The following is a 24,078-nucleotide window of genomic DNA, read 5'->3' on the forward strand; positions in this document are numbered from 1 at the left end:
GTAGACGGACTGTCCTGCTCACTGCTCGCGACAGTGCAATGATCGGGAGATGACGTCGTATCCCGTACTCGACCTGACACCCGACGAATTACTGACCACAACGCGGACGGTTCGAAAGCGTCTGGATCTGACCCGTCCCGTGCCGTTGGACCTGGTGAAGGAATGCCTCCAGATCGCCCTGCAGGCGCCCTCCGGTTCGAATCGCCAGGGGTGGCAGTGGATGGTGGTGACCGATCCGGCACTGCGTGCAGCAGTCGGGCAGATCTACAAGGAAGTCACCGACGAGTACCTTGCTTCTCACGGTTCGGCGGCAAAACTCTTCGCCGATGATCCCGATCGCGCGCCGATCCAACAGCGAGTAGGCACCAGCGTCGCGTGGCTCGGTGAGCACATGGGCGAGGTGCCGGTTCTTCTCATTCCGTGCATCAAGGCGGGTAAGACGTTGCCGGAGGGGAACCAGGCCGGTCTGTGGGGTTCTCTACTCCCGGCCGCGTGGAGTTACGCTCTGGCCGCACGGGCACGTGGACTCGGTACGGCGTGGACGACATTGCACCTGCAGCGTGAAGCGGAAGTTGCCGAGCTGCTGGGTATTCCGGCCGGATTCCATCAGGCGGCGCTTATCCCGACGGCGTACTTCACCGGCGAGACGTTCAAACCCGCCGCCCGTGAACCGGTCGACAACGTGCTGCACGTGGACCGATGGTGAGCCTGATCTACTCGGCGATCTGCTCGATCGACGGGTATGTGGCTGATGAGCAGGGGAACTTCGACTGGGCGGTTCCCGACGCGCAGGTCCATTCGTTCGTCAACGAGCTCGAGAGGGGAGTCGGCACGTACCTGCTCGGGCGCCGGATGTACGAGACGATGATTCCCTGGGAGACAATGATTCCCTGGGAGACAACGGCACACGAGGACCTTCAAGGTACTTCCGCATCGGTAGGTTCTTCGGTGCCGGACGAGTTTGCCGGAATCGAGGCGGCGACAGTCGAGTTCGTTCAGATCTGGGGTGGCATCGATAAAATCGTGTACTCCACGACGCTGAACGAGGTGTCGACGGCGCGCACAACGATTGCCCGGGACTTCGACGCCGACGCCGTTCGTGCGCTCGAGAGCGAAGCGGTACAAGATATCTCGATCGGCGGGCCGACGATCGCTGCAAGTGCATTCGCGGCGGGGTTGGTCGACGAATGCCGACTGTTCGTCTGCCCGGTCAGCGTGGGAGGCGGATTGCCTGCTCTCCCGCGCGGGCGACTGGACCTGCGGCTGCTGGAACAGAAAACCTTCGACAGTGGCGTCATCTATCTGCGGTACGCCGTCCACTAAGCCGCGATCATCACCGCCGTGACTACGCCGAGTAAAGCGATGTAGGCGGCGGCGTGGATCCGGTCCGGGATGGCGCCGACAATTCGCCGGCTCAGTGCAATCGCAGGTAGAGAGCCGGCCAGTAACGCGCAAACGGCGAGAAGGTCGATTGCGCCGACTCTGCCCGCTGACAGATCCGAGGCGGTGCTGTGCCCTGATGAGGCCGCGTACACCGCAGTCGCGACGACGGCGACAGGCAAGCTCAACGGGTTGGCGCTCGCGGCGGCGTCGGCCATCGGAACTCCGCCGCGACGCATCATCGGAACCGTCATGACGCTCCCGCCGACTCCGAGGAAACTTGCGACGGCGCCGATGCCTATCCCGACAGCGCGGACGCCGTGACGGTCAAGATGTTCTCGAGGTTCAGGTGGTGTCAGAAACCCTTGTCGCAGAAGGCTGTCGAGGATTGTGACCACGAGGTAGAGGACGAACAGAATCCGAACGGCGCCGTCGTCGACGTGACCTGCCGCAACCGCTCCGAGGCCTGCTCCGGCTGCGACGGGGCCGATCAGTGGTCTGATGTACTCCGCCCGAAGCCGTCCTGACTTCCTGAATGCGATTGTGGCACTGAGTGAATTGACCACCATCACTGCCGCCGAGGATGCGACGGCGACATGCATCGGATCGATGACGTCCGCCCGAAGTGTGGATGCAGCGTAAACGACTGGGACGGTGACAAACCCGCCACCGAATCCGAACAGAACGGTAGTGACTCCGGTCAAGGCGCCGAAAGCGAGAAGGATGAGGGCGTAGTGAAGCACTTGATGAACGGTAGCGATTTCTCCGCTGGCGCACATTCGAAGGTTCGCCACGTTCCATTGTCAATCAGACACGGACTCGGTAGGTTCCTCCGGTGCGCAACATCTCGATCAACGACGTCGATCACTCACCTCGCGGTGTTCTCGCAATCGGAACCGACTACCCACCAGGTCACGTGCTGGCCGCCCACAAACATCGACGAGCCCAGTTTCTCTTCGCTGTGAACGGTGCGATGAACGTCGAAACCGATGACGGTGAGTGGACGGTTCTGCCGTCCAATGCGGTCATGATTCCCGCCGGTGTCGCTCATGCAGTGACGATGGACGGCGTCAGCACGCGAAGCCTCTACATCGAACCGTCCGCAGCGCCGTGGTTCCCGGTCAGGTGCCGAGTCGTCGCGGTGTCGTCGCTCCTGCGTGAGCTGCTCGTCGCTGCAGTCGACATGGATGTCGAGCTGAACGTGGAGGACGACTTCCCCGCACACGGACGCGGCGCCGCGGTATTTCAGCTGATCCTGCACGAACTTCGCGATCTTGCGCCCCTACCTGTGGAACTCCCGCTGCCTCGGCACCCGCGATTGCGGGCGTTGTGCACGCGGTATCTCGCCGGCCCGTCGATCCACGACTCGCCCACGCGGTGGGCCGAGCAACTCCACATCAGTGAACGAACACTGCACCGCTTGCTGATCTCGGAAACGGGGATGAGCGCGTCGTCGTGGATGCAGCGTGCCTGCATTCTTCACGCGCTGCCGAAACTCTCTGCCGGTGCCAGTGTGACAGCCGTTGCGTCTGAACTCGGATACTCGACGCCGGCTGCCTTCGCAGCGATGTGCACCCGAGTTTCGGGTGCACCGCCCAGTAGCTATCGGGCGCGCGTCAGGACACAGACACCGGGATGATGTGGGCGACGACGTCGTGGATGAGACCGTCACGGACTTCGAAGGTTTCACGAATCTCCACGGTCATGAGGCGAGTGCCACCGATTCCCGCGTCGAGCAGATAGGTGGTCGAGACGATGTCCCCGGCTTCCGACATCTCTAGGTCTCGTACGCCCTGGATAACGCGGTATTGGATACCGTTTTCGAGGTCGGCGGACATCTGTGGTCCGGAGAACCCCGTCTTGAGTCCGGCTTCGACGCGCGTCGCATCCGGGGCGAAATGAACATCGGAAACGTCATGGGAGACCAGGGCGTCGATGTAGGCGCGTGCCTGCGCCTCGCGGGGTGAATCGGCCGGGTTGGGGGCTGCTGTCGCAGCGCCTCCGGCAACCAGGATCAGGGCAGCCGTGGCAGCGGCAGTTCCGGCGATATTTTGCAGTGTTCGCATGGGACATCCTAACGACGAGGTGTGGAGGAATTTCGGAAAACGGCCGTCATCGAGTAGCCGTACAGCTGCGGGGAGGATCGACGAGCGAGCAGAAAGCCGGGGCCATGACGGGCACGTAGTCGGCCCCGACGCCGTTCTCGTGAATGATCCGGCGGTAGGCGTCGACGCCGTCGGTCGGGATTCGCGCCGCAGTGGGATCGCCGAGAACATCGACCGTGTAGAGGCCGAATCGAGGTCGGTACGAACCCCATTCGTAGTTGTCGGTGATGGACCAGTAGTTGTAGCCGATCACGTCGGCACCGTCTTCTCGGGCGCGTTCCATCCAATAGATGTGATCGCGTAAGTGATTCGCGCGTGTGTAACCGTCGGCGCGCGGCGCTCCATTGTCGGTGGGCATGCCGTTCTCGACGATGTAGAGGGGGAGTTCTGGATACTTGCCCGAGTACCGCATCAATGCGTCGTAGAGGCCTTCGGGTTGTGGTGTGACGTTGTAGAACTCGTCGAGTGCGGCGTACGCGGCAGTCGGATTGTTCAGGGCCACACCGTAGTAGTAGTCGATCCCGAGAAAGTCGAGCTTGTCGCGCACCCGATCCGTGAATACCGAATCGATCGCCTCGGACACGCCGGGAATGAAGGAGAAATTACTGCTCGCGCGGGCACCGGGATCGAGAACATGGATGCGGTCGTAGATCGCCCGGTGGACTCGGACCAATGAATCGAACATCGACGGTGCCTGGGTGAGTGCGATTCCGCCGTAGGTCAATTCACGCTGAACATACACAGTCGGCTCGTTGATCGTGATCCACAGCGCTCCGATTCCGGAGTACCGCTCGACTACCTTCTCTGCGTTGACCAGCCAATCGGCTTCCGTCTTCGGATTTGTCCAGCCGCCTTGATCGACAACCCATCCCGGATACACCCAGTGGTCGAGCGTGATCATCGGAGTCATGCCCCGCGCGCGGATGTGAGCTACCACGTCGTCGTAGTACGCGAATTCGGCCTCGTTCCAGCTCCCGGCGGCGGGCTGAACTCGCGCCCACTCGACGCCGAATCGGAAAACCTTCGATCCCAGATCGGCCGCCCGGTCGATGTCCTCGGCGTAGCGATGCCGGAAGTCGACCGAATCACCGATCTTGTCGTGGGTTCGTCCGGAATCGGAGTATCGAGACCAGTTGCTGTCCGGCGACGAACCTTCCGATTGGAATCCGGAGGTGGCAACGCCCCAGAGGAAGTCATCCGGTACCTCCGCCGAGGCGCGAGTGGGAAAGGCGAGCGCCCCGAGCAGGCACGTCAGTGCCATGAGTGCAGGCGTAACAGACCGTGACAGGGCTCCCATGCCTGGGAGACTAAGTCATACAAGTGTCCAGTCGCAGGCGTTTCGTCCGATCCGCCCGCGACTGGACCGTGTCACTCAGTGACCCATCCGCTCAGAAATTCCGCTCAGAAAACCATGGTCATCGATCCCGGATTCCACGTCCCGGAGCGCTGAACGGTCGCTTCGTCGACCTGGGCAGGCACTGCACTCGGATCGATCGGTGTGTACTTCTCGATCGAACCCCAATCGCGAGCCCAGTCGTTGTCGAGATACGACGGAATGGTCTGAGCGGTCAGGAGCAGATCGATCCACCCCAACGGTCCACCGCCGTAGTGGTCCTGCCAGGCACTGGTCACGAGCGCGCCGGAATGGTCGGGAAGGATCCGATACTCGGGGACCTCGGCGATACCGACCCGATGATCGAAGGGGCGTTGGCACGGGAATGCCAGTCCGACAGCCCAATCCAGCATGGCGGGCGCCTGTGAACCGACGACGTCGTTGAGCTTCTGGGTCTTCGGAACCCGCGGCGGGGTGACGGCCACCCATTGGTCGGGCTTGCTGTCGTAGTCGCTGACGACAAGTCGAATGCTGTTGGCTTCGACGGGAATCTGGTCCAGCGGCACACGCAGGTTCCGCCACGACGGTGCCGGACCGATGTCGAGGGGCGCGATCTTTCCGAGTGTTTCCACAGCGTCTGTTTCGGCATCGTCGACGCCACGCGCTGTTCCGTATTCGACCTCGACGTTCTGGCCGTAGGTGACGATTCCGTCCTTGTCGACCGACCGAACACGACCAGCGGTTGCAATCGAGATGATGTCTCCGCGTGTGGCGTTCTCGCCCACGTCGGGGAGTTGGTACCAGTCGCTGGTCAGAGTGCCGGGGGAGGGCTGACCGTAACTACCCATGACGGGTGTTGTCGCCGGGTCGAGACCGAACGGCAACGCGACCGAACTACCGTTGACTCCGGTCTGTCCGGCGCCACCGCCGGTTCCGGCCGAGTTACCGGCGGTGTCCTCGGAGGTGTCGACGGTGTTCGCGCCGCCGGTAGCCGTGGCTTCCTTGTCTGCTCGAAGGTCGGAGGCGACGCCATTCGGATCGAATCCCGTAGCCCCACCGGCGGAGAGTGCTGTGGCGACGCTGCCCGAGAGGGGCGTCAGCATCGAGGCGTTCGGATCGGTCTCGAGCAGAACGTCGTTGGCGAGTCCGCAGTGTTGGCCGAGAACGGCGTCGACGTTTGCACGGCCCACCGAATAGGCCGGGTACTGGGTGATCGCGCCCTTGGCCATGGACAGCACCTCGAAGAGGACCATGGCACCTGCGGCAATCGTCAGTGGCGAAATGGCAAGCAGTCGAGCGTGCTTCGCGGACGGTTCCTTCCCGGCGGTGTACGGCTCACGGAAGAAGTACCACGCGGCGACGCCGAGCATCAGCACCGTCAGCCCGAGGAGGACGGTGCTCGCGCCGAGTCCGCTGATGGACACCGGCTTGTCCCACCACGGAACGCTGTAGCTGGACACGTAGTAATAGCTGTTGCTGCCGGTGAATGCGACAGCCAGGAGAAACAGTACGGCTGCCGCGAAGAGGGCCCGATTGCGCGGCGAGCGCAGGAGTTTTGTTCCCACGGCGACCGCCGTCATCATCGCCAGAACGGCGGTGAGTCCGGCAAAGATTCCGAAGTGGTGCGTCCACTTGGTCGGCGAGAACATCAGCAGTGGCAGTGCGCCGATCGTCAGCCCCACGACGCGGCGTGACGGACCGGCGGCCAAACCGGGAATCCGGCCGCCCTTGCGCAGCATCATCGCGGTGCAGACGCCAAGGCACAGAACCATGACGAACACACCGAATCTGCGAGTCAGAGAACCGTCGACAGAGATGTTGAAGAGGTATTGGTAGCGGAGGTACTCGTCGAACCAGGGCTGGTTCGGTGAGATCGAGTGGACGCGTTGCATCTCGACGACGGCGGCGAGGCTCTGATCGCCGAACGCGGGGATGAGGATCGACAGTCCGGCAGCTAGCAGTGGCCCGACGGCCGCGATGTAACCGGTGGTGCGGGCACGTTCGATGATGATGCGCATGATCGGGCGGATTCCGGCGATCAGTGCGGCGAAGCAGATGAGGCCGGAAGGCCCGGCGGTCAAGGTGAATCCGGCGATCAGAATCGCGACTGCGACCGGCAGAAGTCGTCTCGTCGCGACTGCGCGTTCGATCGAGCACCACGTCAGCAGGACGCCGAGAGCAACGATCGGTTCGGGGCGCAGTCCGTTGTTGAACGGAAGCCAGAACGCGAGGAAGACAAGTGCGCCGGTCCACAGGGCGAGCCGGTTTCCGCGAATTGCGGCTCCCAGTCGAGGCGCGACCTCGCGGCTGATGACGAGCCAGGTGATGATGCCTGCCAACAGAGCAGGCAGACGAACCCAGGGGCTTGCAGTGCTGACGTGCGCCAGGAGTCCGAGGATGTTGTAGTACGGCGTTCCGAACGGGGTCTCGGGGACCGCGAACCACCGGAAATAGTTGGACATGTAGCCCGATTGCTCGGAGGCCCTGGCCATCGTGAACTGGTAGCCGTCATCGGTGGTGGTAGCGCCGATGAAGTGCCAGAGCACCAGAGTTCCGACGACGACGCCGTCGAGGACGGTGAACTTCCACCATCGGGCGGGCAGAAATTTGCGTGTGCCCCGGCCGTCGCGGTTGTCGAGGCGGTGCAGCGCGAAAAGGGACACGACAGCCGTGAGTGCCCCGAGAATCATGGCGAGAGTCTTGATCACCGACGGGCTCGACGTGAAGCGAGAGTCCGCCTCGATCGAGACGTTCAAACCGGCTGATGCCGAATCGAGGTCGCTGAAGACGCCGACTACCTGTGGTCGGCTGTCGCCCTCGATGACGCGCGGTTCGGAACCGGTGGCGCTGAAGGTGGTTCGGGTCGGCTCGGCGGCGAGCGTGAGTGCGCATCCAGTTTGCAGATCAGCAACGGGTGTCGAGAGCAGCACTTGATCGCGCAGGACAACGTCGACCCGAGCGGGAGCGTCGGCGGATTCGGGGGAGACAGTGGCAACAAATCCGTAGCGGCGCGCATCGGCGGCACCCGGGGGAGCCGTCGAGACGAGTGTTCCGCCGGTGGCGGCCAACTCGCTGATCGACGCGCACGGGATCGATGCCTCCATGCGCAGCGGTGTGTACGAGACCAATGGCGCCTCGACGCTTTTCGTCGACCCGGCCTGCGGCCAGTTGACGACGGCTGTGTCCTGCTCGATCGGCAGGAACGGCACTGATCCACACAAAACTATGCCGAGGATCGATGCGACAATCGCAACGATCCGTGCTCGGTTCGGTCCGCTGGATCGCTGAGGGGTCGGCAAGGCCGGAGGTGCGGTCGTGGCCACGTCACTGTCTGTCACGACTTTGGACCCTAGCTGTGCGTGACGTGTTTGTTATAAAAGCGCGAGTAATGGGATGGTCGTGTTCCCGGTGCCGTTCCGCGGTGCGGGGGTTGTCGGCGATCGAGGCGGGGGTGCTGTGCACGAAGTTCACGAGTCCATTTCGTTGAGCCCACTTGTGCGGCGTTCGACGGCCGCATTGTGCGTCGTCCTCGGAATTGTCCTGGTGATTGTCTGCGGGTTCGCGGCGATCGTGGAACACGACCCGGCGGGCTACGTCGGCGCCGTGTTGTCCGCGGTCCTGTCCTTCGGGTTGGCCGCGTACATGTGGAAGGTGCGCGTGATCATCACCACAGACGTCGAACGAGTGTCGATCGCACTATCTCCGGGGCTGCGTCAGGTATTTCGGTGGGACGAAGTTGTGTCTGCAACTGCAGTACATATCGGGATGGGCTCCGGAATCGGTTATCGAATGACCGGCCCAGGTATGCGGGTAATTCTCGCGTCACCCGGCGCCGGGGTCCGCTTTCGTCTGCACGACGGACGCGAAATCTCGGTGGCGACCGACCGAAGGGACGAGCTGATCGAACTCGCCCGGCGGCGGGCGCCGGACCTGCAGTGAGCGTCGCAGGTGGACCGGTGAAAAATGGGGTGCGCCTATCCTGGATAATTGACATCAGTTCTGTGTTTCAGGCGCGTTGTTCAGGCCTGTAATGCCGGACCGGTTTGCTGCCGCTTGCACAGGCACCCCGTTTGCGTACGAGAGGAACTCTCATGCTTGCCCGCACCGACCTGCGTGGTCGTACCCCATCCACGGCCGAACTTCGCGCCGCGCTTCCCCGAGGTGGAGTGGATGTGGACGCGGTGCTGCATCAGGTTCGCCCGATGGTCGAAGCTGTTCGTGATCGCGGGGCAGAAGCCGCCCTCGAGTTCGGCGAGAAGTTCGACGGCGTTCGTCCGGCTTCGGTTCGTGTACCCGCAGCCGAGCTCGAGCGCGCACTTCGTGAACTCGACCCCGCAGTCAAGGAAGCCCTCGAGGTTGCGATCGAGCGCACCCGCAAGGTGCACGCCGATCAGCGTCGCAAGGACACCGTCACCGAGGTCGTTCCGGGTGGCACGGTCACCGAGCGTTGGGTGCCGGTCGAGCGCGTCGGGCTGTACGTACCCGGCGGCAATGCCGTGTACCCGTCGAGCGTTGTCATGAACGTCGTGCCGGCTCAGACGGCCGGCGTCGGGTCGCTTGTTGTCGCCTCGCCGCCCCAAGCCGACTTCGGCGGATTGCCGCACCCGACCATTCTTGCCGCCGCAGCCATGCTCGGCGTCGACGAGGTGTGGGCCGTCGGCGGCGGGCAGGGCGTCGCCCTCCTTACCTACGGCGGAACCGACACCGATGGAACCGAGCTTGTCCCGGTCGACCTCATCACCGGTCCCGGCAACATCTACGTCACTGCGGCCAAGCGTCTGTGCCGCGGACTGGTCGGCATCGACGCAGAAGCCGGTCCCACCGAGATCGCGATCCTCGCCGACCACACCGCTGACCCGGTCCACGTTGCCGCCGACCTCATCAGTCAGGCCGAGCACGACGTGATGGCCGCCAGCGTTCTTGTCACGACCAGCGTCGAATTGGCCGACGCGGTCGACAAAGCTCTGGCTGCGCAGCTCGAGATCACCAAGCACCGCGAACGCGTCACCACGGCACTGACCGGCAGCCAGTCGGGCACGGTACTGGTTTCTGATGTTTCCGCTGGTCTGCGCGTCGTCAACGCTTATGCGGCCGAGCACCTCGAGATTCAGACCGAGGACGCAACCGGTGTCGCAGCTCAGGTCACCAGCGCTGGTGCCGTGTTCGTCGGCCCATGGGCGCCGGTCAGCCTCGGCGACTACTGCGCCGGCTCCAACCACGTTCTGCCGACGGCCGGGTGTGCACGTCACTCCTCCGGTCTGAGCGTGCAGACCTTCTTGCGTGGGATCCACGTGATCGACTACTCCGAGTCGGCTCTGAAAGACGTTGCCGGACACGTCATCACGCTCGCCAATGCGGAGGACCTGCCCGCTCACGGCGAGGCTGTGCGTCTACGATTCGAGGCTCTGCGATGAGTAGTGCTCCTGGAGAATCGATTACGGTCGACGCCCTTCCGATTCGCGAGAACCTGCGTGGAAAGTCGGCATACGGCGCACCGCAGTTGACGGTGCCGGTTCAGCTCAACACGAACGAGAACCCGCATCCGCCGACGCAGGCGCTCATCGACGATGTCGCCGAATCCGTGCGCGAAGCCGCGAAGGAACTGCACCGCTACCCCGACCGTGACGCTGTCGCGTTGCGGACGGATCTGGCGGCGTACCTGTCGAAGCAGACGGGTGTACCGGTCACCGTCGACAATCTGTGGGCGGCAAACGGATCGAACGAGATTCTGCAGCAGCTGTTGCAGGCATTCGCAGGTCCGGGACGTAGCGCGATGGGTTTTGTTCCCTCGTATTCGATGCACCCGATCATCGCCGACGGTACCGATACCGAGTGGGTCGAGGTCTTCCGTCGGGACGACTTCGCACTCGACGTGGATGCTGCCGTCACAGTGATCGAGGAACGTCGACCGGACGTCGTGTTCGTGACCAGTCCCAACAACCCGACCGGACACAGCGTCGGTATTGCGGAACTACGACGCATCCTCGACGTGGCGCCGGGCATCGTGATCGTCGACGAGGCGTACGCGGAGTTCTCCGCTGCCCCCAGCGCGATGACGCTGATCGACGAGTTCCCGGCCAAGCTGGTTGTGACCCGCACCATGAGCAAGGCTTTCGCGTTTGCCGGTGGCCGACTCGGCTATCTCGCCGCCGCTCCCGCGTTCATCGACGCACTGTTGTTGGTGCGCTTGCCCTATCACCTCTCGGTGGTCACGCAAGCGGCGGCACGTGCCGCCCTGCGTCACGCCGACGAGACCCTCGGCAGTGTCCACGCCTTGTCCGCCGAGCGTGATCGGGTGTCGAAGGCACTGGCGGACACCGGTTTCCGAGTGATTCCCAGTGACGCGAACTTCATCTTGTTCGGTCAGTTCACGGACAGCGCACAGGCGTGGAAGGAATACCTCGACCGCGGGGTTCTCATCCGCGACATCGGCATCCCCGGATATCTGCGGGCTACCGTGGGACTCGAAGCCGAGAACGACGCGTTCATCAAGGCCAGTGACGAAATCGCAGGCACCCAGCTGGTCGACACGAATTCAGGAGAGACGGCATGAGCGATCGCATCGCGCGGATCGAACGAACAACTCGGGAATCAAGCATCGTCGTCGAACTGAATCTGGACGGGACCGGCATCGTCGACGTCTCCACCGGCGTTCCGTTCTTCGACCACATGCTCAATGCCTTGGGTACGCACGCCAGCTTCGATCTCGACGTCAAGGCGAAGGGTGACGTCGAGATCGACGCCCACCACACCGTCGAGGACACCGCGATCGTTTTCGGCCAGGCGCTCGGCCAGGCACTCGGCGACAAGAAGGGCATCCGTCGTTTCGGCGACGCTTTCATCCCGATGGACGAAACGTTGGCGCACGCGTCGGTCGATGTCTCCGGTCGCCCTTACTGCGTGCACACCGGTGAGCCCGACTACATGGTGCATTCCGTCATCGGCGGGTACCCGGGTGTTCCGTATCACGCGGTGATCAACCGCCACGTGTTCGAGTCGATCGCATTGAATGCACGTATCGCACTGCACGTTCGGGTTCTGTACGGCCGCGATCAGCATCACATCACCGAAGCCGAGTACAAGGCCGTTGCGCGCGCTCTGCGTGAGGCGGTCGAGCCGGATCCGCGCGTGAGTGGCGTGCCGTCGACGAAGGGAACACTGTGAGCGTCCTCTTCACCTACCTGCTGTTCATCGGCGCGGGTATTGCCGTGGGCGGCGCCTACTCGATGTTCAAGGTCAACAAGCTTGCGTCGGGAATCCTTCTGGGGTTGGCGGTTCTGGCGGCGGTAGCGGGCGCACTGCGTCTGTGACGCGAAAAGTGACTGCGTCTGTGACGCGAAAAGTGACTGTGTCTGAGACGCAAGATCCTGCTCCATCGCCGGGGTTGCTTCGCACTCCGGGCATGATCGGTGTCCTGATCATGGCGGCAGCAGCTTTCGGTGGCTGGTCGTTGCTGTTGCCGGTGGTGCCGTTGCTGGTTGCGCAGTCCGGCGGATCGGATGCGCTTGCCGGATCGGTGACCGGTGTCTTCATGGCGGCCACGGTCTTGACGCAACTGCTCGTGCCTCGGTTGTTGCGGACGCAGGGCTACCGGCGCGTGCTGGCGGTCGGGTGTCTGCTCCTCGGTCCACCGTCGTTGGTGCTGTTGATCTCGGCCGACGCCGGTCCTGTCCTGGCGGTTTCCGCGGTGCGTGGTATCGGTTTCGGCATGCTGACGGTGGCCGGCAGTGCACTGGTGGCGGAGTTGGCGCCCAAACGAATTCTGGGCCGTGCCACCGGTGCTCAGGGAATCGCGATCGCAGCGTCACAAATGGCGGGGCTTCCGCTGGGGCTTGCAATCATGGAACGGTGGTCGGCGACACCGGTGTTCGTCCTCGGTGCGCTGATCCCGGCGCTCGCGCTGGTGGCCATTGCCGGGTTGCCGAAGATCTTCGCCCAGCCGACCGGGGAATCCGTTCGACTGAGTGTGTTCGCCGTCTTGGTTCCGGTGCTCGCTCTGGCGTGTGTGTCCGCGTCGTTCGGCGGGCTGTCGTCTCTACTGCCGATCGCAATTTCGGAGCGCGCGGCCGTTGCAGGTGTGGTGTTGGCGACCGCCAGTGGATCGATGTTGATCGGCCGGTACTCGGCGGGCCTGATCGCCGATCGTCTCGGCAGTGGTCGGACACTCGCGCCGGCATTGGCGTCGTCGACCATCGGATTGGTGCTGTTCGCGATCAACGTCGACGGCGGGTCGACGCCGGTCTTGTTCTGCGCGGCGGTCCTTTTCGGGCTCGGGTTCGGGGCGGTGCAGAACGAATCCTTGGTCATGGCGTTTCAGGCTGCCGGCCCGAGGCAACTCGGATCCGCCAGCGCGATCTGGAACATCGGCTACGACGCCGGCACCGGAATCGGTGCATTGGCGTTGGGATTCGTGGCCACGACTGCCGGCTATGCGTGGGTCTTCGCGGTCTCCGCGGTCGTTGTCGCTCTGCTCCCGGCACTGGCCGCGGGCGGCAAAGTGATTGGCAGCAGGGTTGCCCGATAGAGTTGGGGCATGAGCGCTTCCACGATTGCTGTACTCGATTACGGCTCCGGCAACCTGCATTCGGCTACTCGCGCACTGGCGCGCACCGGGGCGCAGGTGGAGGTGACCAACGATATGAAGGTTGCATTGGCGGCCGACGGTCTGGTGGTGCCCGGCGTCGGTGCGTTCGCGGCCTGCATGGAAGGTCTGCGCGCAGTCCAGGGTGACCGAATCATCGGTAGACGCTTGGCCGGTGGCCGACCGGTGCTGGGTATCTGCGTCGGCATGCAGATTCTGTTCGACCGCGGAGTCGAATTCGGTGTCGAGGCGGAGGGCTGCGGCGAATGGCCTGGCACCGTCGAGAGGCTGCAAGCAGAGGTTTTGCCGCACATGGGCTGGAACACCGTGGAGGCTCCGGAGTCGAGCACGCTGTTCAAGGGTATCGACGCCGACACCCGCTTCTACTTCGTTCACTCGTACGGTGTGCAGAGTTGGGAACTCGCGCCGTCCGAGCACATCGCACCTCCGAAGCTGACGTGGGCAGATCACGGCGGAAAGTTCCTCGCTGCCGTCGAGAACGGTGCGTTGTCGGCAACGCAGTTCCACCCCGAGAAATCCGGCGACGCAGGCGCCGAGTTGCTGAGCAACTGGGTGCAGAGTTTGTGACCGGGAGTTCCGGCCCGAACCGTGGCGACGACTTTTCCCTCGCTCGTCTGGCGTTGTTCTCGCTCGGCGCCGCTGTGGCTGCGTTGGCGGTCGCCACCGTCGTCATCGTCGTGCTCAAACCCTCGCCGGGTGTCGGTCTCGCGATCGGTCTCGTGGGGGTCGTTGCTGCGATCGCGGCAATGGGCGTCGTATCCAAGCGGATGACCCGAAAAGCGTTCGGTGACCCGGAAGACGGTTCGAGGTCCTGACCTACTAGGGTTACCGCACGTGAGCCTGGTCCTTTTGCCTGCTGTAGATGTTGTCAACGGTGAAGCTGTTCGCCTCGTGCAAGGAGAGGCGGGAAGTGAGACCGGTTACGGGTCGCCCCGCGACGCTGCTCTTGCGTGGCAGAACGACGGTGCCGAATGGGTGCATCTTGTCGACCTCGACGCCGCTTTCGGGCGTGGGTCCAACAGTGAACTGCTGGCAGGCGTCATCGGCGACCTGACGGTCAAGGTGGAACTCTCCGGAGGAATCCGCGACGACGCTTCCCTGGAAGCTGCACTGGCCACCGGCTGTGCCCGCGTCAATCTCGGAACCGCCGCTATCGAAGATCCCGAGTGGTGTGCCCGTGCATTGGCCAAGTACGGCGACAAGATCGCCGTCGGACTCGACGTTCGTCTGGTCGACGGCCAGTACCGCACCCGTGGGCGCGGCTGGGTCACCGACGGCGGCGATCTGTGGGAGACCCTGGCCCGTCTCGATCGCGACGGCTGCACCCGTTACGTCGTCACCGACGTCTCCAAAGACGGCACACTCACCGGTCCCAACCTCGAACTTCTCAGTCAGGTCTGCGCTGTCACCGACGCTCACGTCGTCGCCTCCGGTGGTGTGTCGACCATCGAGGATCTGCTCGCCATTTCCAGCCTGGTTGATCAGGGTGTCGAGGGCGCGATCGTGGGCAAGGCGCTGTATGCCGGTCGCTTCACTCTCCCCGAAGCGCTGGCAGCAGTTTCCGGATAGATTTTCCAGATGACTCCGACGCGTGACCTCGACGAACTTCTCGCGATTGCGGGTCGGCTTCTCGATGGCGTCCACGATCAGTTCGTCGCCGGTGTCGGCGCCCCGAGTGCGGTCCGCAAGGGCTGGGGTGATTTTGCCACCGAGGTCGATCTTGCGCTCGAGAAGCGGTTGACCGCGGAGTTGTTCGAGCAGACCGGCATCGAGGTGCACGGCGAGGAATTCGGCGGCCCAGACGTCGGTTCGGGGCTCGTCTGGGTTCTCGACCCCGTCGACGGTACTTTCAACTATTCGGCCGGATTGCCTACTGCCGGAACACTGTTGGCGCTTCTCGACGATGGTGTCCCGGTGCTCGGATTGACCTGGCTTCCGTTGATCGGTCACACGTACGCCACTCGTGCCGGCGGTCCGTTGTTGGTCAACGGAATCGCCGTACCGCCGCTGGAGCCAACCGATCTGGCGTCGTCGATCGTCGGATTGGGTGCCCTCAACGTCAACAGTCGCGGCCGGATCCCCGGCAGTTTCCGTCTCGACCTCCTCGCCGAGATCAGCAAAGTGTCCTCGCGGATCCGGATACACGGCTCCACCGGAGTCGATCTCGCTTTCACGGCGGCCGGCATCCTGGGCGGAGCGATCGTCTACGGCCGCAACGCGTGGGACAACGCGGCCGGGGTCGCTCTCGTTCGCGGTGCGGGCGGGGTGGTCACCGATCTGGCCGGCAACCCGTGGACCGTAGAATCGGAGTCGGTGCTCGCTGCCGCCCCGGGCATCCACGGTGAGATTCTCGATATCCTCAACGCGCTCGGTGATCCGCGCGCTTCGTCCTCAGGAGGACCACAGTCATGACCCTCGCAGTTCGTGTGATTCCGTGCCTCGACGTCGACGCCGGACGAGTGGTCAAGGGTGTCAACTTCGAGAATCTTCGCGACGCCGGAGATCCCGTGGAACTCGCGGCAGCGTACGACGCTCAGGGCGCCGACGAACTGACCTTCCTGGACGTCACCGCCTCCACGTCGGATCGTGGCACGATGCTCGACGTCGTAAGTCGTACTGCCGAGCAGGTTTTCATTCCTCTGACCGTCGGCGGTGGAGTGCGCACGGTCGCGGACGTCGATCGCCTTCTGCGTGCCGGTGCCGACAAGGTCAGCGTCAATACCGCGGCGATTGCGCGCCCGGAACTGCTCAAGGAACTGAGTGAGCGTTTCGGCTCGCAGTGCATCGTCCTCTCGGTCGACGCCCGCACCGTTCCGCAGGGGCAGCCGGACACACCGTCGGGGTGGGAGGTCACCACGCACGGGGGCAAGCGCGGCACGGGCATCGACGCTGTCGAGTGGGCCGAGCGTGGTGCCGAGTTGGGAGTGGGGGAGATCCTGCTCAACTCGATGGACGCCGACGGCACCAAAGCGGGCTTCGACCTTCTGATGATCCGCGCTGTCCGGGCAGCAGTCCACGTACCGGTGATCGCCAGTGGCGGTGCCGGCCTGGTCGAGCACTTTGCCCCGGCAGTCGAAGCGGGCGCAGACGCAGTTCTCGCAGCAAGTGTCTTCCACTTCGGCGATCTGAGCATCCCGGAGGTCAAGGATGCGATGCGTGCCGAGGGAATCGTCGTTCGCTAGGCGTTCTCGGCGCGGATTCCGTCGAACATGAGGCGGCTGATGGCTTGGTTCAGCGTGGTGCAGTCGACGGACGAATCGGCTCGCAATCCTTGAATCGCACTTGCCAGCATCATGCCGTTGACGGCCTGCGCAGTGTTGTCGACGTCGAGGTCGGCGCGTAGATAGCCGCATTCGACTCCGTGATGCAGGTACGCCGCGGTCAACGATGCCGACTGGTCGAGTAGATCGAGCATCCGGCCAGTGAGATCGGCGTCGACGCCTGTCGTCTCGAAGAGCAGAACCCGCGGAATGCGCGGGTCGTCGAAGAAGATGCGGGGGAGCGCTTCGGCGATGCGACCGACCTGGGCGCGGTACTCGTCCAACGTATTTGCTGCGTCAGGGGCATTTTCGACGGCGAGTGCGCTGATGATCTTTGCGATCAGATCGTCGATGACGTGGTCGATGATGTCGCGCTTGTTCTCGAAGTATCGGTAGAACGTGCCGTGACCGATTCCGAGAGTTGTTGCGATATCGGCAATTCCGGTCGCGTGGTAGCCGCGTTCCGCGAAGCACTCGAATGATGCGTCGATGATCTCGCGGCGCAATTCCGCTTTTTTTCGTTCCGCTCGGGTCATGGCCTTCGTCACGTCTGGAATGATACCGTTCTCAATAACGGAATGACGTGTCAGTTTCTGATGTGCAGTTCACGGGTGCGTGGTTCATGGGTGTGCAGTTCATGAGAGGGATTCTCCGATGGCAGTGCAGTACGACGCAGTAGTGGTGGGGGCGGGCTTCGGCGGAATGGGTGCGGCCATTCAACTCAAGCGGATGGGCCTGGACAACCTGGCGATTCTCGAGCGTGAGGACGATCTGGGTGGAACCTGGCACGTCAACCGCTATCCCGGTTTGGCTGTCGACATCGCGTCGGTCACCTACTCGTATTCGTTCGAGCCCAATCCGAACTGGTCCAGGCTCTTCGCACCGGGTGCCGAACTCAAGAAGTACGCCGATCATGTCGCGGACAAGTACGACCTGCGGAAGCACATGACGTTCGGTGCCGTGGTCAACGGAGCCCTCTGGGACGAAGATTCCTCGCACTGGGTGGTCTCCGTGGAGGGGGCACCGGACATCACTGCCAAGTACCTCCTGACTGCGACGGGTTTCCTCTCGCAGCCCCATCGACCGGACATCTCCGGTATCGACGAATTTGCGGGCAAGATCATCCACACCACCGCCTGGGACGATTCCTACGACTTGTCGGGCACCAAGACTGCAATCATCGGAACCGGCGCCACCGCCGTGCAGTTGATCCCCGAGGTGGCGCGGCAGGCCGCAGAGTTGACCGTCTACCAACGCACCCCGATCTGGGTCGTTCCCAAGATCGACGTCCCCATTCCGAGCGCAGTGCAGAAGCTGTTCTCGCGCATTCCGCTCACCCAGCGAATCGCCCGCGCTGTCAGTTCGTCGATACTCGAAATGATCATGGTCAGCGCGGTCCTGCATTACAAGCAGGTCAAACTGTTGAACAAGGGCGCTGCAGCCGCATCGCGAGCGTTTCTGCGGTCGCAGGTCCGTGACGCGCATCTCCGCAAGCAACTCACACCGGACTACGACTTCGGGTGCAAGCGACCCACGTTCTCGAACAGCTATTTCCGTACCTTCACCAAAGACAACGTGCACCTCGAAACCACGTCGATCGACCACATTGCTGCCGACGGAATCGTCACGGCCGACGGCCGCAAGACCGAGATCGACACGCTGGTGCTGGCAACGGGATTCAACCTCTGGGATGTGAACTTTCCGGCCATCGAGGTTATCGGCCGTGAGGGCCGAAACCTCGGTAAGTGGTGGCGCGACAACCGTTTCCAGGCCTATGAGGGGGTCGCGGTTCCCTACTTCCCCAATTTCCTCACGCTCGCCAGTCCGTACTCGTACAGCGGGTTGTCCTACTTCACGACTATCGAATCCCAGATGCAGCACATGGATCGACTGTTCGGTGAGGTGAAACGGCGTGGCGCGGAGACGTTCGAGGTCACCGAAACCGCCAACGCCGAGTTCCTGGACCGGATGACGGAGAACCTCGCGGACTCCGTCTTTTACGGCGGCAGTTGCCAGACTGCGCGGAGCTACTACTTCAATCAGCACGGGGAGGCGGCGATCCTGCGGCCCACGTCTACACGCAATGCGTTTGTCGAAGCGAAACGCTTTCCGCTCGAGGATTATTCGATCAGCTAGGCGGGCATGCCCCGTGTTCGGCTATCTCGCCGATCTGACTCCGCTCGGAACCGATATCACGGGATAGCGGTTCTGCCGGTTCAGTCGGGAAGAGACCGAGCTGTGTATCAGTTGGCTCACCGCGGAGGCAGCGCCTTTTCGCGGTGAGCCGATCACGATGGTGAAGGCGTCGTACTTGTCCGCGGTCGCGAGGATGACACCGGCCGGGTCGCCGTAGGTACAGTCGTATGTCCAGGTGTCCGTGTGCGAGGCAAGCGTCGAGGTTGTCTGTTCGCGTTGCGACACCATCTCGTCGTGCAGACGCGTTTCGAACTGTGGTGAGTCGGTTTCGACAGGCAAGTCCTCGGACGTGATGCAGTGAACGACGTGGAGTGCTGAATCCTCCTTGGCGGCAAGCGTCAATCCGTAGCTGACGACATTCTTGCCGCTCAGGCCTGTGCCGATCCCGACAACGATGTGGCGGGTCGGGACGCGATCGGTGCTCGCGTTCACGAGGTGGCAGGTGTACTCCGGGTGTGGGCCGTCATGACGTTGATGGTTCATGTCGGATCCTCTTCCAGAGCGAGAAGCGAAGAAACTTCCATTCTACGGCGACCAAGCAGGGGAATTCCACGGAAGTCACAGGTGGAAGGTATAAACGTCATATGAGCCTTGATCCCGCAATCGCGGCGAAGCTGAAGCGAAACGACGCCGGACTGTTCAGCGCGGTTGCGCAGGAGAAGTCGACCGGTGATGTGCTGATGGTCGCGTGGATGGACGACGAAGCGCTCGCGCGAACACTGGAAACCCGTAAGGGGACGTACTATTCGCGCTCGCGGCAGCAGTACTGGGTCAAGGGAGAGACCTCCGGGCACACCCAGTACGTGCACGAGGTGCGCCTCGACTGTGACGGCGATTCCGTCTTGCTGATCGTCGATCAGGAGGGCGCCGCGTGCCACACCGGCACTCACACGTGTTTCGACACCGACGTCCTGCTCGCTGCTGAGCAGTGACGCGAGATGGCCACTGACAAGACTCCACAACCGCTCGATTACTCGTTCACCGCTCCCATCGAGAAAGACGGTGCGTTCGCAACGTTCTTGACCGTGCCCGGCTCGGCGGAACTTCTCGGAACCAGACGCGCTGTGAAGGTGGTCGGGACCCTCGATGGTGAGCATCCCTTCGAGGCGACGCTGATGCCCTCCGGCGACGGACCGCACTGGCTTCCGCTGCGCGTGGCGCTGTGCAAGGCGATCGGCAAGAGCGCCGCTGGAGAAGAGGTAGCGGTACATCTACAGCAGCGCCTGAGCTGAAAGTTTCGCTCGAACCGAGGAGTCTCATGGTCGACAAAGCAGTTGATTCGTTGCAGTTGGTGGCGCGAGAACTGGGCCCGTTCGGCGGAGACGAGGGGAAAACGCGCATGCTGCGCATGTCGCGGACTCTCCCGGCACCAATAGGCACGGTCTGGGCGGCGATCACCGAGTTCGACCGCATTCGCCAATGGTTCATGCCGGTCGCGGGAGAAGCCATGATCGGCGGCCACTATCAGCTCGAGGGCAACGCCGGCGGCGAGATTTTGGCGTGCGAAGCTCCTCGAACTCTTCGCATCACCTGGGAATATGGCGGCGATGTGAGCTATGTGACTGTAAATCTCGCCGAAAAGGGCAGTGGTGCAACGCTGTTCGATTTCGAACATGCCGCGGACGTGGAGCCGGATCGGTGGGCCGAGTACGGTCCAGGTGCCGTCGGTGTCGGGTGGGACATGGGACTGCTCGGGCTGGCTCGCCACGTGGAACTGGGGATCGCGACGCCACTCGAGACACCTGAGTGGTCGGCGAGCGACGAGGCCAGGGCATTCATCGCGGGAAGCAGTGAACTGTGGGCCGAAGCTGCGATCGCATCGGGCGACGACCCGGATGCGGCTGCAGCCGCCGCTGCTCGCACGACCGCTGCATACACCGGGTAGATCACCTCTACGAGGACTAACATCGGATTAGTCTGGTTGTTGCGGGACTTCCGCGCCACGAGCGGAGACGACGATGGTGTATCGGCTCATCGAAGTAGTGACGGTGTTCGTTCACTTCGGGTTTGTCCTCTATGTGGTGCTGGGTGGGTTCGTGGCGTGGAAGTGGCGTCGTACCATCGGTTTCCACCTACTTGCAGTCGTCTGGGGAGCCGGTTCGATAGCGGTCGGATATGACTGCCCGCTGACCAATCTCGAGAACTGGGCCCGCCGAATGGCCGGTATCGCGGAGTTGCCGTCCACCGGATTCATCTCGCACTACATCACCGGCGTGTTCTATCCGGCGAGTATCGAAGGCCTGGTACAGGCGCTCGCGGCGACAGTGGTTGTCGGATCCTGGGTCGGATACGTGCTGCTCGGACGGCATTCGAAGGCTGAGGTCAAAGCCTCTTCAGCGACCTGATTCCGTACAAACGATCCCAGCCGTTTCCGAATGGAAACGGCTGGGAGGCGCTACCTGGATTTACGCGCGAGTCAGGGCTACCACCGGGATTGTGCGGATCCCAGCTGTCTTCTCCGCGTATTCGGCAAATCCCGGGTATCGACTGGCCTGCTCGTCGTAGATGCGGTCACGCTTCTCGCCGGTTACTTCGCTGACGGAGACCGGGTATGTTTCGGTGCCGATCTCGACCGCTGCCTGGTCGGTGGCAACGAGGTTGTAGTACCAGTCGGGATTGGTCGGGGCACCGGCCTTGGATGCAAAAACGTAGATGGTCTTCGGATCCTGCTCGTCTGCCAGATACATCATGGGACTCACGAAATCGCGTCCGGATTTGCGTCCTGTGTGGTGGACCAACAGCATGGGCGCACCTTCGAAGGGGCCACCTACCTTGCCCTCGTTCTCCCGAAATTCCGCAATGATTCCTGCGTTCCAATCGTCGGTACTCATCGTTGTCTCCCGGTCTGCGAGTGGCGAAGGGCTCTGCCGCCAAGCTTTGCACAACTGGTGAATCGACGAGAGGTCATCTTCGGCGTCCAGCATGATCTACTATCTACGTATGAACGCAGATAGCGGTGTTTGTCGCCGCAAGCTTCCCGATGATCAAGTCGACCTCGTAGTCGAGGTGTTCCGCATGCTGGCCGACGCAACCCGTGTGCAGGTTTTGTGGGCATTGGTAGACCGCGAGTGCTCGGTGAACGAACTGGCGGAACGCGTCGGCAAGCCGGCGCCCTCGGTGTCGCAGCACCTGGCGAAATTGCGCATGGCAAGGTTGGTGCGAACGCGCCGCGATGGTACGACGGTGTTCTATCGTCTGGAGAACGACCATGTGCGCCAACTGGTTACGGATGCGGTCTTCAATGCGGAGCATGCAGGACCAGGATTGCCGGGGCATCACCGTAGTGAAGGTGAGCTTCGGGAGATACACCCGGAGCGCTCGGCGAAGGTCGATCGTAGCGATCAAGAAGAAGGTGCGTCATGACGCACGAACCAAAGATGTCCCACGGCCACGGCCACGGCCACCGCCATGTCCACGGGCCGAAGGGATTTCGATCGGCAGTCCGCGAAGTGTTCTCGCCGCACAGTCACGACGCTGCCGACAGTGTCGACGACGCATTGGAATCGAGCGCAATCGGCATCCGGGCGGTCAAGATCAGTCTTGTCGCGCTCGGCGTCACCGCAGTTGCTCAGGTTGCGATCGTGGCGATCTCGGGTTCGGTGGCGCTGCTGGCGGACACCATTCACAACTTCTCCGACGCGCTCACTGCAGTCCCACTCTGGATTGCCTTCGCGCTCGGTCGGCGCGCTGCGACCAGGCGCTATACCTATGGTTTCGGACGTGCGGAGGATTTGGCCGGACTGTTCGTGCTCGCCATGATCGCACTGTCGGCAGTGATCGCCGGTGTCGAGGCGGTGAGGCGATTGATCAACCCGGTCGAGATCGAGCACCTCGGTTGGGTAGCGGCGGCAGGTTTGATCGGTTTCATCGGAAACGAATTGGTGGCGTTGTATCGGATCAGGGTCGGCAGGCAAATCGGTTCAGCGGCCCTGGTGGCCGATGGATTGCATGCTCGGACCGACGGATTCACTTCGCTCGCAGTCCTTCTGGGGGCCGGGGGAGTTGCGCTGGGTTTCCCGTTGGCAGATCCGATCATCGGCCTTGTCATCACCGTGGCCATCGTGGCGGTGCTGAGGACTGCAGCGCGAGACGTCTTCCGGCGGTTGATGGACGGCGTCGAACCGGAGTTGGTGGACGGCGCCGAGCATGCATTGATGCACGAACCCGGAGTCCTCGGTGTTCGTGATCTGAAGATGCGGTGGATCGGACACCGACTGCATGCCGATGCAGAACTCGACATCGATCCCCGGGCAACGCTTGCCGAAGCTCACGCGATTGCACACAGCGCCGAGCATTCGCTCACTCACGCGGTACCCAAACTCGCTACCGCCTTGGTGCATGCGTACCCGGCGCATGACGCGCCGAACTCCGAGGTCGGATACCGATCGCCTTCCCGGTGATCCGTGCCTGATGTCAAGCGGACGCGACTTCCCAGGCGAAACCGTCAGGATCCGCGAAGGGTTCGGACGCACCGGTGATGGTGATTCGGTGCGATCCGGTGCCCTCGGGAGCGAGCCCGGCGTCCTTTGCCAGGGCGCCTCGGCCGTACAGTGCCAGCGTGACATTGTTTGCTGCGCTGGTGAATTCGACGTACTTGCGGCCGAAGCTCTTCGACACCTCGAGGCCGTGGTCGAGGTAGAACTGCTTGCTGGCCTTGACGTCTTCGGCGCCGAGCAGCAGCACGAGGCTGTCGATTGTGCGGGTGGCGGGTTCATTGTTCTTCTTCGACGACGTGGCGATCTTCCAGATCGAACCGTCCGGAGCCTGAAGGACTCCGCCGTATCCCCAGAGGGATTTCTTCACCGGCTTCAAGACGGCGGCACCGGCTGCGAGTGCGGCGCCGACGAAGGCGTCGACGATGTTCGGTTGGGAGACGACGAGCGAAAGGGTGTACCCACGAAACCCGGTTGTCGGTTCGTTCGATTCGCGTAGCTGGATTCGATCTCCGACGCCGAGAGCGTTGTAGAAGGCTTCGGCTGCGACGAGGTCGGGTACGTCGAGGATCACGGATTGCGCGGTGGTCATCCGGGCGCTCCCTGCTGATGTGCGGATTGACGACGTGTGGTCGGAAGTGGACTTCTGTGGTGTGTTCATGTGTTTCAACGTAATTGCGGGCCCCTTGGCTGTGCTTCTCGATTTCTGATCGGTTTGCTGAGACTGCTTGCAAGGTGCAGCGCTCGAGCGGGCACTAGGTGGGCAATT

The 24,078-nt window shown here is 62.8% G+C and carries 29 protein-coding genes; 21 read left to right on the forward strand and 8 right to left on the reverse strand.

All coding sequences use genetic code 11. The features are described 5' to 3' along the window. The first annotated feature begins 49 nt into the window (after positions 1–49). Together AC3WQS_RS18445 and AC3WQS_RS18450 are read left to right on the forward strand one after the other, a co-directional pair. Positions 50–706 carry a nitroreductase family protein gene (locus tag AC3WQS_RS18445; protein ID WP_003942413.1) on the forward strand — a complete coding sequence of 219 codons (657 nt, stop codon included), beginning with the start codon at positions 50–52 and terminating at the stop codon, positions 704–706. After that, positions 700–1,323 carry a dihydrofolate reductase family protein gene (locus tag AC3WQS_RS18450; protein WP_047889943.1) on the forward strand — a complete coding sequence of 208 codons (624 nt, stop codon included), beginning with the start codon at positions 700–702 and terminating at the stop codon, positions 1,321–1,323. The genes AC3WQS_RS18445 and AC3WQS_RS18450 overlap by 7 nt, the downstream gene beginning before the upstream one ends. On the opposite strand, the gene AC3WQS_RS18455 is transcribed toward AC3WQS_RS18450, so the two are convergent. Further along, entirely contained in the window at positions 1,320–2,123 is an 804-nt protein-coding gene (locus AC3WQS_RS18455; protein ID WP_223258000.1) for a sulfite exporter TauE/SafE family protein, read from the reverse strand. The genes AC3WQS_RS18450 and AC3WQS_RS18455 overlap by 4 nt on opposite strands. Before the next feature lie 92 nt (positions 2,124–2,215). Here AC3WQS_RS18455 and AC3WQS_RS18460 point away from each other — a divergent pair, with 92 nt between their 5' ends. Continuing rightward, positions 2,216–3,019 carry an AraC family transcriptional regulator gene (locus AC3WQS_RS18460; protein WP_020969793.1) on the forward strand — a complete coding sequence of 268 codons (804 nt, stop codon included), beginning with the start codon at positions 2,216–2,218 and terminating at the stop codon, positions 3,017–3,019. Here the strand turns inward: AC3WQS_RS18460 and AC3WQS_RS18465 are convergent. The 3 genes from AC3WQS_RS18465 to AC3WQS_RS18475 form a co-directional block, all read right to left on the reverse strand. Continuing rightward, positions 2,997–3,446: a DUF8021 domain-containing protein gene (locus AC3WQS_RS18465; protein ID WP_492713296.1), complete on the reverse strand. Its 450-nt coding sequence runs from the start codon at positions 3,444–3,446 to the stop codon at positions 2,997–2,999. The two genes, AC3WQS_RS18460 and AC3WQS_RS18465, sit on opposite strands and share 23 nt — an antisense overlap. A 46-nt stretch (positions 3,447–3,492) precedes the next feature. Next, positions 3,493–4,746, reverse strand: a complete 1,254-nt coding sequence (locus tag AC3WQS_RS18470; RefSeq protein WP_097387308.1) for a glycoside hydrolase family 1 protein — start codon at positions 4,744–4,746, stop codon at positions 3,493–3,495. Positions 4,747–4,886: 140 nt separating this feature from the next. Then, positions 4,887–8,156, reverse strand: coding sequence for an arabinosyltransferase domain-containing protein (locus tag AC3WQS_RS18475; RefSeq protein ID WP_492713297.1), 3,270 nt, complete (start codon positions 8,154–8,156; stop codon positions 4,887–4,889). A gap of 118 nt (positions 8,157–8,274) precedes the next feature. On the opposite strand from AC3WQS_RS18475, the gene AC3WQS_RS18480 reads away from it, so the two are divergent. From AC3WQS_RS18480 to hisF, 11 genes are all read left to right on the forward strand, one after another. Beyond that, complete coding sequence (locus AC3WQS_RS18480; RefSeq protein ID WP_492741527.1) at positions 8,275–8,757, forward strand: hypothetical protein; 483 nt, start codon at positions 8,275–8,277, stop codon at positions 8,755–8,757. A 152-nt stretch (positions 8,758–8,909) separates the two neighbouring features. Next, the gene (hisD, locus tag AC3WQS_RS18485) at positions 8,910–10,232 is read left to right on the forward strand and encodes a histidinol dehydrogenase (protein ID WP_020908000.1); all 1,323 of its coding nucleotides are present in this window, start codon (positions 8,910–8,912) and stop codon (positions 10,230–10,232) included. Further along, a complete protein-coding gene (locus AC3WQS_RS18490; protein WP_019748776.1) occupies positions 10,229–11,371 on the forward strand; it encodes a histidinol-phosphate transaminase in 1,143 nt (380 codons plus the stop codon). The genes hisD and AC3WQS_RS18490 overlap by 4 nt, the downstream gene beginning before the upstream one ends. After that, positions 11,368–11,982, forward strand: coding sequence for an imidazoleglycerol-phosphate dehydratase HisB (gene hisB / locus AC3WQS_RS18495; protein WP_003942383.1), 615 nt, complete (start codon positions 11,368–11,370; stop codon positions 11,980–11,982). Before AC3WQS_RS18490 ends, hisB begins: the two co-directional genes overlap by 4 nt. Beyond that, on the forward strand, positions 11,979–12,128 hold the full coding sequence (locus AC3WQS_RS18500; RefSeq protein ID WP_019748775.1) for a hypothetical protein: 150 nt from the start codon (positions 11,979–11,981) through the stop codon (positions 12,126–12,128). The genes hisB and AC3WQS_RS18500 overlap by 4 nt, the downstream gene beginning before the upstream one ends. Positions 12,129–12,220: 92 nt before the next feature. Beyond that, positions 12,221–13,342 carry an MFS transporter gene (locus tag AC3WQS_RS18505; RefSeq protein ID WP_042449554.1) on the forward strand — a complete coding sequence of 374 codons (1,122 nt, stop codon included), beginning with the start codon at positions 12,221–12,223 and terminating at the stop codon, positions 13,340–13,342. Positions 13,343–13,351: 9 nt separating this feature from the next. Continuing rightward, positions 13,352–13,987 carry an imidazole glycerol phosphate synthase subunit HisH gene (gene hisH, locus AC3WQS_RS18510; protein ID WP_003942389.1) on the forward strand — a complete coding sequence of 212 codons (636 nt, stop codon included), beginning with the start codon at positions 13,352–13,354 and terminating at the stop codon, positions 13,985–13,987. Continuing rightward, positions 13,984–14,235 (forward strand): hypothetical protein, encoded by a 252-nt coding sequence (locus tag AC3WQS_RS18515; RefSeq protein ID WP_019748773.1) that lies wholly within the window; start codon positions 13,984–13,986, stop codon positions 14,233–14,235. Before hisH ends, AC3WQS_RS18515 begins: the two co-directional genes overlap by 4 nt. Before the next feature lie 19 nt (positions 14,236–14,254). Beyond that, positions 14,255–14,989, forward strand: a complete 735-nt coding sequence (gene priA, locus AC3WQS_RS18520; RefSeq protein WP_003942371.1) for a bifunctional 1-(5-phosphoribosyl)-5-((5-phosphoribosylamino)methylideneamino)imidazole-4-carboxamide isomerase/phosphoribosylanthranilate isomerase PriA — start codon at positions 14,255–14,257, stop codon at positions 14,987–14,989. Between the two features lie 9 nt (positions 14,990–14,998). Continuing rightward, entirely contained in the window at positions 14,999–15,832 is an 834-nt protein-coding gene (locus tag AC3WQS_RS18525) for an inositol monophosphatase family protein (RefSeq protein ID WP_021333657.1), read from the forward strand. Further along, the gene (gene hisF, locus AC3WQS_RS18530; RefSeq protein WP_003942380.1) at positions 15,829–16,602 is read left to right on the forward strand and encodes an imidazole glycerol phosphate synthase subunit HisF; all 774 of its coding nucleotides are present in this window, start codon (positions 15,829–15,831) and stop codon (positions 16,600–16,602) included. Before AC3WQS_RS18525 ends, hisF begins: the two co-directional genes overlap by 4 nt. Here the strand turns inward: hisF and AC3WQS_RS18535 are convergent. Continuing rightward, positions 16,599–17,216: a TetR/AcrR family transcriptional regulator gene (locus tag AC3WQS_RS18535; RefSeq protein ID WP_029255504.1), complete on the reverse strand. Its 618-nt coding sequence runs from the start codon at positions 17,214–17,216 to the stop codon at positions 16,599–16,601. The genes hisF and AC3WQS_RS18535 overlap by 4 nt on opposite strands. 118 nt (positions 17,217–17,334) lie before the next feature. Here AC3WQS_RS18535 and AC3WQS_RS18540 point away from each other — a divergent pair, with 118 nt between their 5' ends. After that, on the forward strand, positions 17,335–18,816 hold the full coding sequence (locus AC3WQS_RS18540) for a flavin-containing monooxygenase (protein WP_042952046.1): 1,482 nt from the start codon (positions 17,335–17,337) through the stop codon (positions 18,814–18,816). A gap of 21 nt (positions 18,817–18,837) precedes the next feature. Here the strand turns inward: AC3WQS_RS18540 and AC3WQS_RS18545 are convergent, their stop codons facing one another. After that, positions 18,838–19,359, reverse strand: coding sequence for a universal stress protein (locus tag AC3WQS_RS18545; protein ID WP_020907996.1), 522 nt, complete (start codon positions 19,357–19,359; stop codon positions 18,838–18,840). Positions 19,360–19,460: 101 nt separating this feature from the next. Here AC3WQS_RS18545 and hisI point away from each other — a divergent pair, with 101 nt between their 5' ends. The 4 genes from hisI (at position 19,461) to AC3WQS_RS18565 (ending at position 21,221) form a co-directional block, all read left to right on the forward strand. Beyond that, positions 19,461–19,808 (forward strand): phosphoribosyl-AMP cyclohydrolase, encoded by a 348-nt coding sequence (gene hisI / locus AC3WQS_RS18550; protein WP_003942390.1) that lies wholly within the window; start codon positions 19,461–19,463, stop codon positions 19,806–19,808. 6 nt (positions 19,809–19,814) lie between these two features. Beyond that, positions 19,815–20,108 (forward strand): DUF1905 domain-containing protein, encoded by a 294-nt coding sequence (locus tag AC3WQS_RS18555; protein ID WP_042952044.1) that lies wholly within the window; start codon positions 19,815–19,817, stop codon positions 20,106–20,108. A 26-nt stretch (positions 20,109–20,134) separates the two neighbouring features. Continuing rightward, entirely contained in the window at positions 20,135–20,761 is a 627-nt protein-coding gene (locus tag AC3WQS_RS18560) for an SRPBCC family protein (RefSeq protein ID WP_492713298.1), read from the forward strand. Between the two features lie 73 nt (positions 20,762–20,834). Beyond that, positions 20,835–21,221, forward strand: a complete 387-nt coding sequence (locus AC3WQS_RS18565; RefSeq protein WP_042952043.1) for a DUF2784 domain-containing protein — start codon at positions 20,835–20,837, stop codon at positions 21,219–21,221. Positions 21,222–21,281: 60 nt separating this feature from the next. Here the strand turns inward: AC3WQS_RS18565 and AC3WQS_RS18570 are convergent, their stop codons facing one another. Continuing rightward, a complete protein-coding gene (locus AC3WQS_RS18570; protein ID WP_182262356.1) occupies positions 21,282–21,707 on the reverse strand; it encodes a nitroreductase/quinone reductase family protein in 426 nt (141 codons plus the stop codon). Positions 21,708–21,816: 109 nt separating this feature from the next. Between AC3WQS_RS18570 and AC3WQS_RS18575 the strand changes: the two genes are divergently transcribed. Further along, positions 21,817–22,239: an ArsR/SmtB family transcription factor gene (locus AC3WQS_RS18575; protein WP_020907992.1), complete on the forward strand. Its 423-nt coding sequence runs from the start codon at positions 21,817–21,819 to the stop codon at positions 22,237–22,239. Then, entirely contained in the window at positions 22,236–23,276 is a 1,041-nt protein-coding gene (locus AC3WQS_RS18580; protein ID WP_264612923.1) for a cation diffusion facilitator family transporter, read from the forward strand. Before AC3WQS_RS18575 ends, AC3WQS_RS18580 begins: the two co-directional genes overlap by 4 nt. Before the next feature lie 13 nt (positions 23,277–23,289). Here the strand turns inward: AC3WQS_RS18580 and AC3WQS_RS18585 are convergent, their stop codons facing one another. Next, positions 23,290–23,901, reverse strand: coding sequence for a VOC family protein (locus AC3WQS_RS18585; protein WP_019748763.1), 612 nt, complete (start codon positions 23,899–23,901; stop codon positions 23,290–23,292). Between the last annotated feature and the right edge of the window lie 177 nt (positions 23,902–24,078).

It is taken from the genome of Rhodococcus sp. FW305-130 (genome assembly GCF_058788335.1).

What these genes read in the sequence shown, in the direction of transcription:
- AC3WQS_RS18575 (WP_020907992.1), top strand. Translation starts at nt 21,817, where the DNA reads ATGAACGCAGATAGCGGTGTTTGTCGCCGCAAGCTTCCCGATGATCAA.
- AC3WQS_RS18535 (WP_029255504.1), bottom strand. Translation starts at nt 17,216, where the DNA reads ATGACCCGAGCGGAACGAAAAAAAGCGGAATTGCGCCGCGAGATCATC.
- AC3WQS_RS18545 (WP_020907996.1), bottom strand. Translation starts at nt 19,359, where the DNA reads ATGAACCATCAACGTCATGACGGCCCACACCCGGAGTACACCTGCCAC.
- AC3WQS_RS18565 (WP_042952043.1), top strand. Translation starts at nt 20,835, where the DNA reads ATGGTGTATCGGCTCATCGAAGTAGTGACGGTGTTCGTTCACTTCGGG.
- hisH (WP_003942389.1), top strand. Translation starts at nt 13,352, where the DNA reads ATGAGCGCTTCCACGATTGCTGTACTCGATTACGGCTCCGGCAACCTG.
- AC3WQS_RS18570 (WP_182262356.1), bottom strand. Translation starts at nt 21,707, where the DNA reads ATGAGTACCGACGATTGGAACGCAGGAATCATTGCGGAATTTCGGGAG.
- AC3WQS_RS18465 (WP_492713296.1), bottom strand. Translation starts at nt 3,446, where the DNA reads ATGCGAACACTGCAAAATATCGCCGGAACTGCCGCTGCCACGGCTGCC.
- AC3WQS_RS18560 (WP_492713298.1), top strand. Translation starts at nt 20,135, where the DNA reads ATGGTCGACAAAGCAGTTGATTCGTTGCAGTTGGTGGCGCGAGAACTG.
- hisF (WP_003942380.1), top strand. Translation starts at nt 15,829, where the DNA reads ATGACCCTCGCAGTTCGTGTGATTCCGTGCCTCGACGTCGACGCCGGA.
- AC3WQS_RS18540 (WP_042952046.1), top strand. Translation starts at nt 17,335, where the DNA reads ATGGCAGTGCAGTACGACGCAGTAGTGGTGGGGGCGGGCTTCGGCGGA.
- hisB (WP_003942383.1), top strand. Translation starts at nt 11,368, where the DNA reads ATGAGCGATCGCATCGCGCGGATCGAACGAACAACTCGGGAATCAAGC.
- AC3WQS_RS18525 (WP_021333657.1), top strand. Translation starts at nt 14,999, where the DNA reads ATGACTCCGACGCGTGACCTCGACGAACTTCTCGCGATTGCGGGTCGG.
- hisI (WP_003942390.1), top strand. Translation starts at nt 19,461, where the DNA reads ATGAGCCTTGATCCCGCAATCGCGGCGAAGCTGAAGCGAAACGACGCC.
- AC3WQS_RS18490 (WP_019748776.1), top strand. Translation starts at nt 10,229, where the DNA reads ATGAGTAGTGCTCCTGGAGAATCGATTACGGTCGACGCCCTTCCGATT.
- AC3WQS_RS18450 (WP_047889943.1), top strand. Translation starts at nt 700, where the DNA reads ATGGTGAGCCTGATCTACTCGGCGATCTGCTCGATCGACGGGTATGTG.
- AC3WQS_RS18445 (WP_003942413.1), top strand. Translation starts at nt 50, where the DNA reads ATGACGTCGTATCCCGTACTCGACCTGACACCCGACGAATTACTGACC.
- AC3WQS_RS18555 (WP_042952044.1), top strand. Translation starts at nt 19,815, where the DNA reads ATGGCCACTGACAAGACTCCACAACCGCTCGATTACTCGTTCACCGCT.
- AC3WQS_RS18505 (WP_042449554.1), top strand. Translation starts at nt 12,221, where the DNA reads ATGATCGGTGTCCTGATCATGGCGGCAGCAGCTTTCGGTGGCTGGTCG.
- AC3WQS_RS18580 (WP_264612923.1), top strand. Translation starts at nt 22,236, where the DNA reads ATGACGCACGAACCAAAGATGTCCCACGGCCACGGCCACGGCCACCGC.
- AC3WQS_RS18470 (WP_097387308.1), bottom strand. Translation starts at nt 4,746, where the DNA reads ATGGCACTGACGTGCCTGCTCGGGGCGCTCGCCTTTCCCACTCGCGCC.
- AC3WQS_RS18585 (WP_019748763.1), bottom strand. Translation starts at nt 23,901, where the DNA reads ATGACCACCGCGCAATCCGTGATCCTCGACGTACCCGACCTCGTCGCA.
- hisD (WP_020908000.1), top strand. Translation starts at nt 8,910, where the DNA reads ATGCTTGCCCGCACCGACCTGCGTGGTCGTACCCCATCCACGGCCGAA.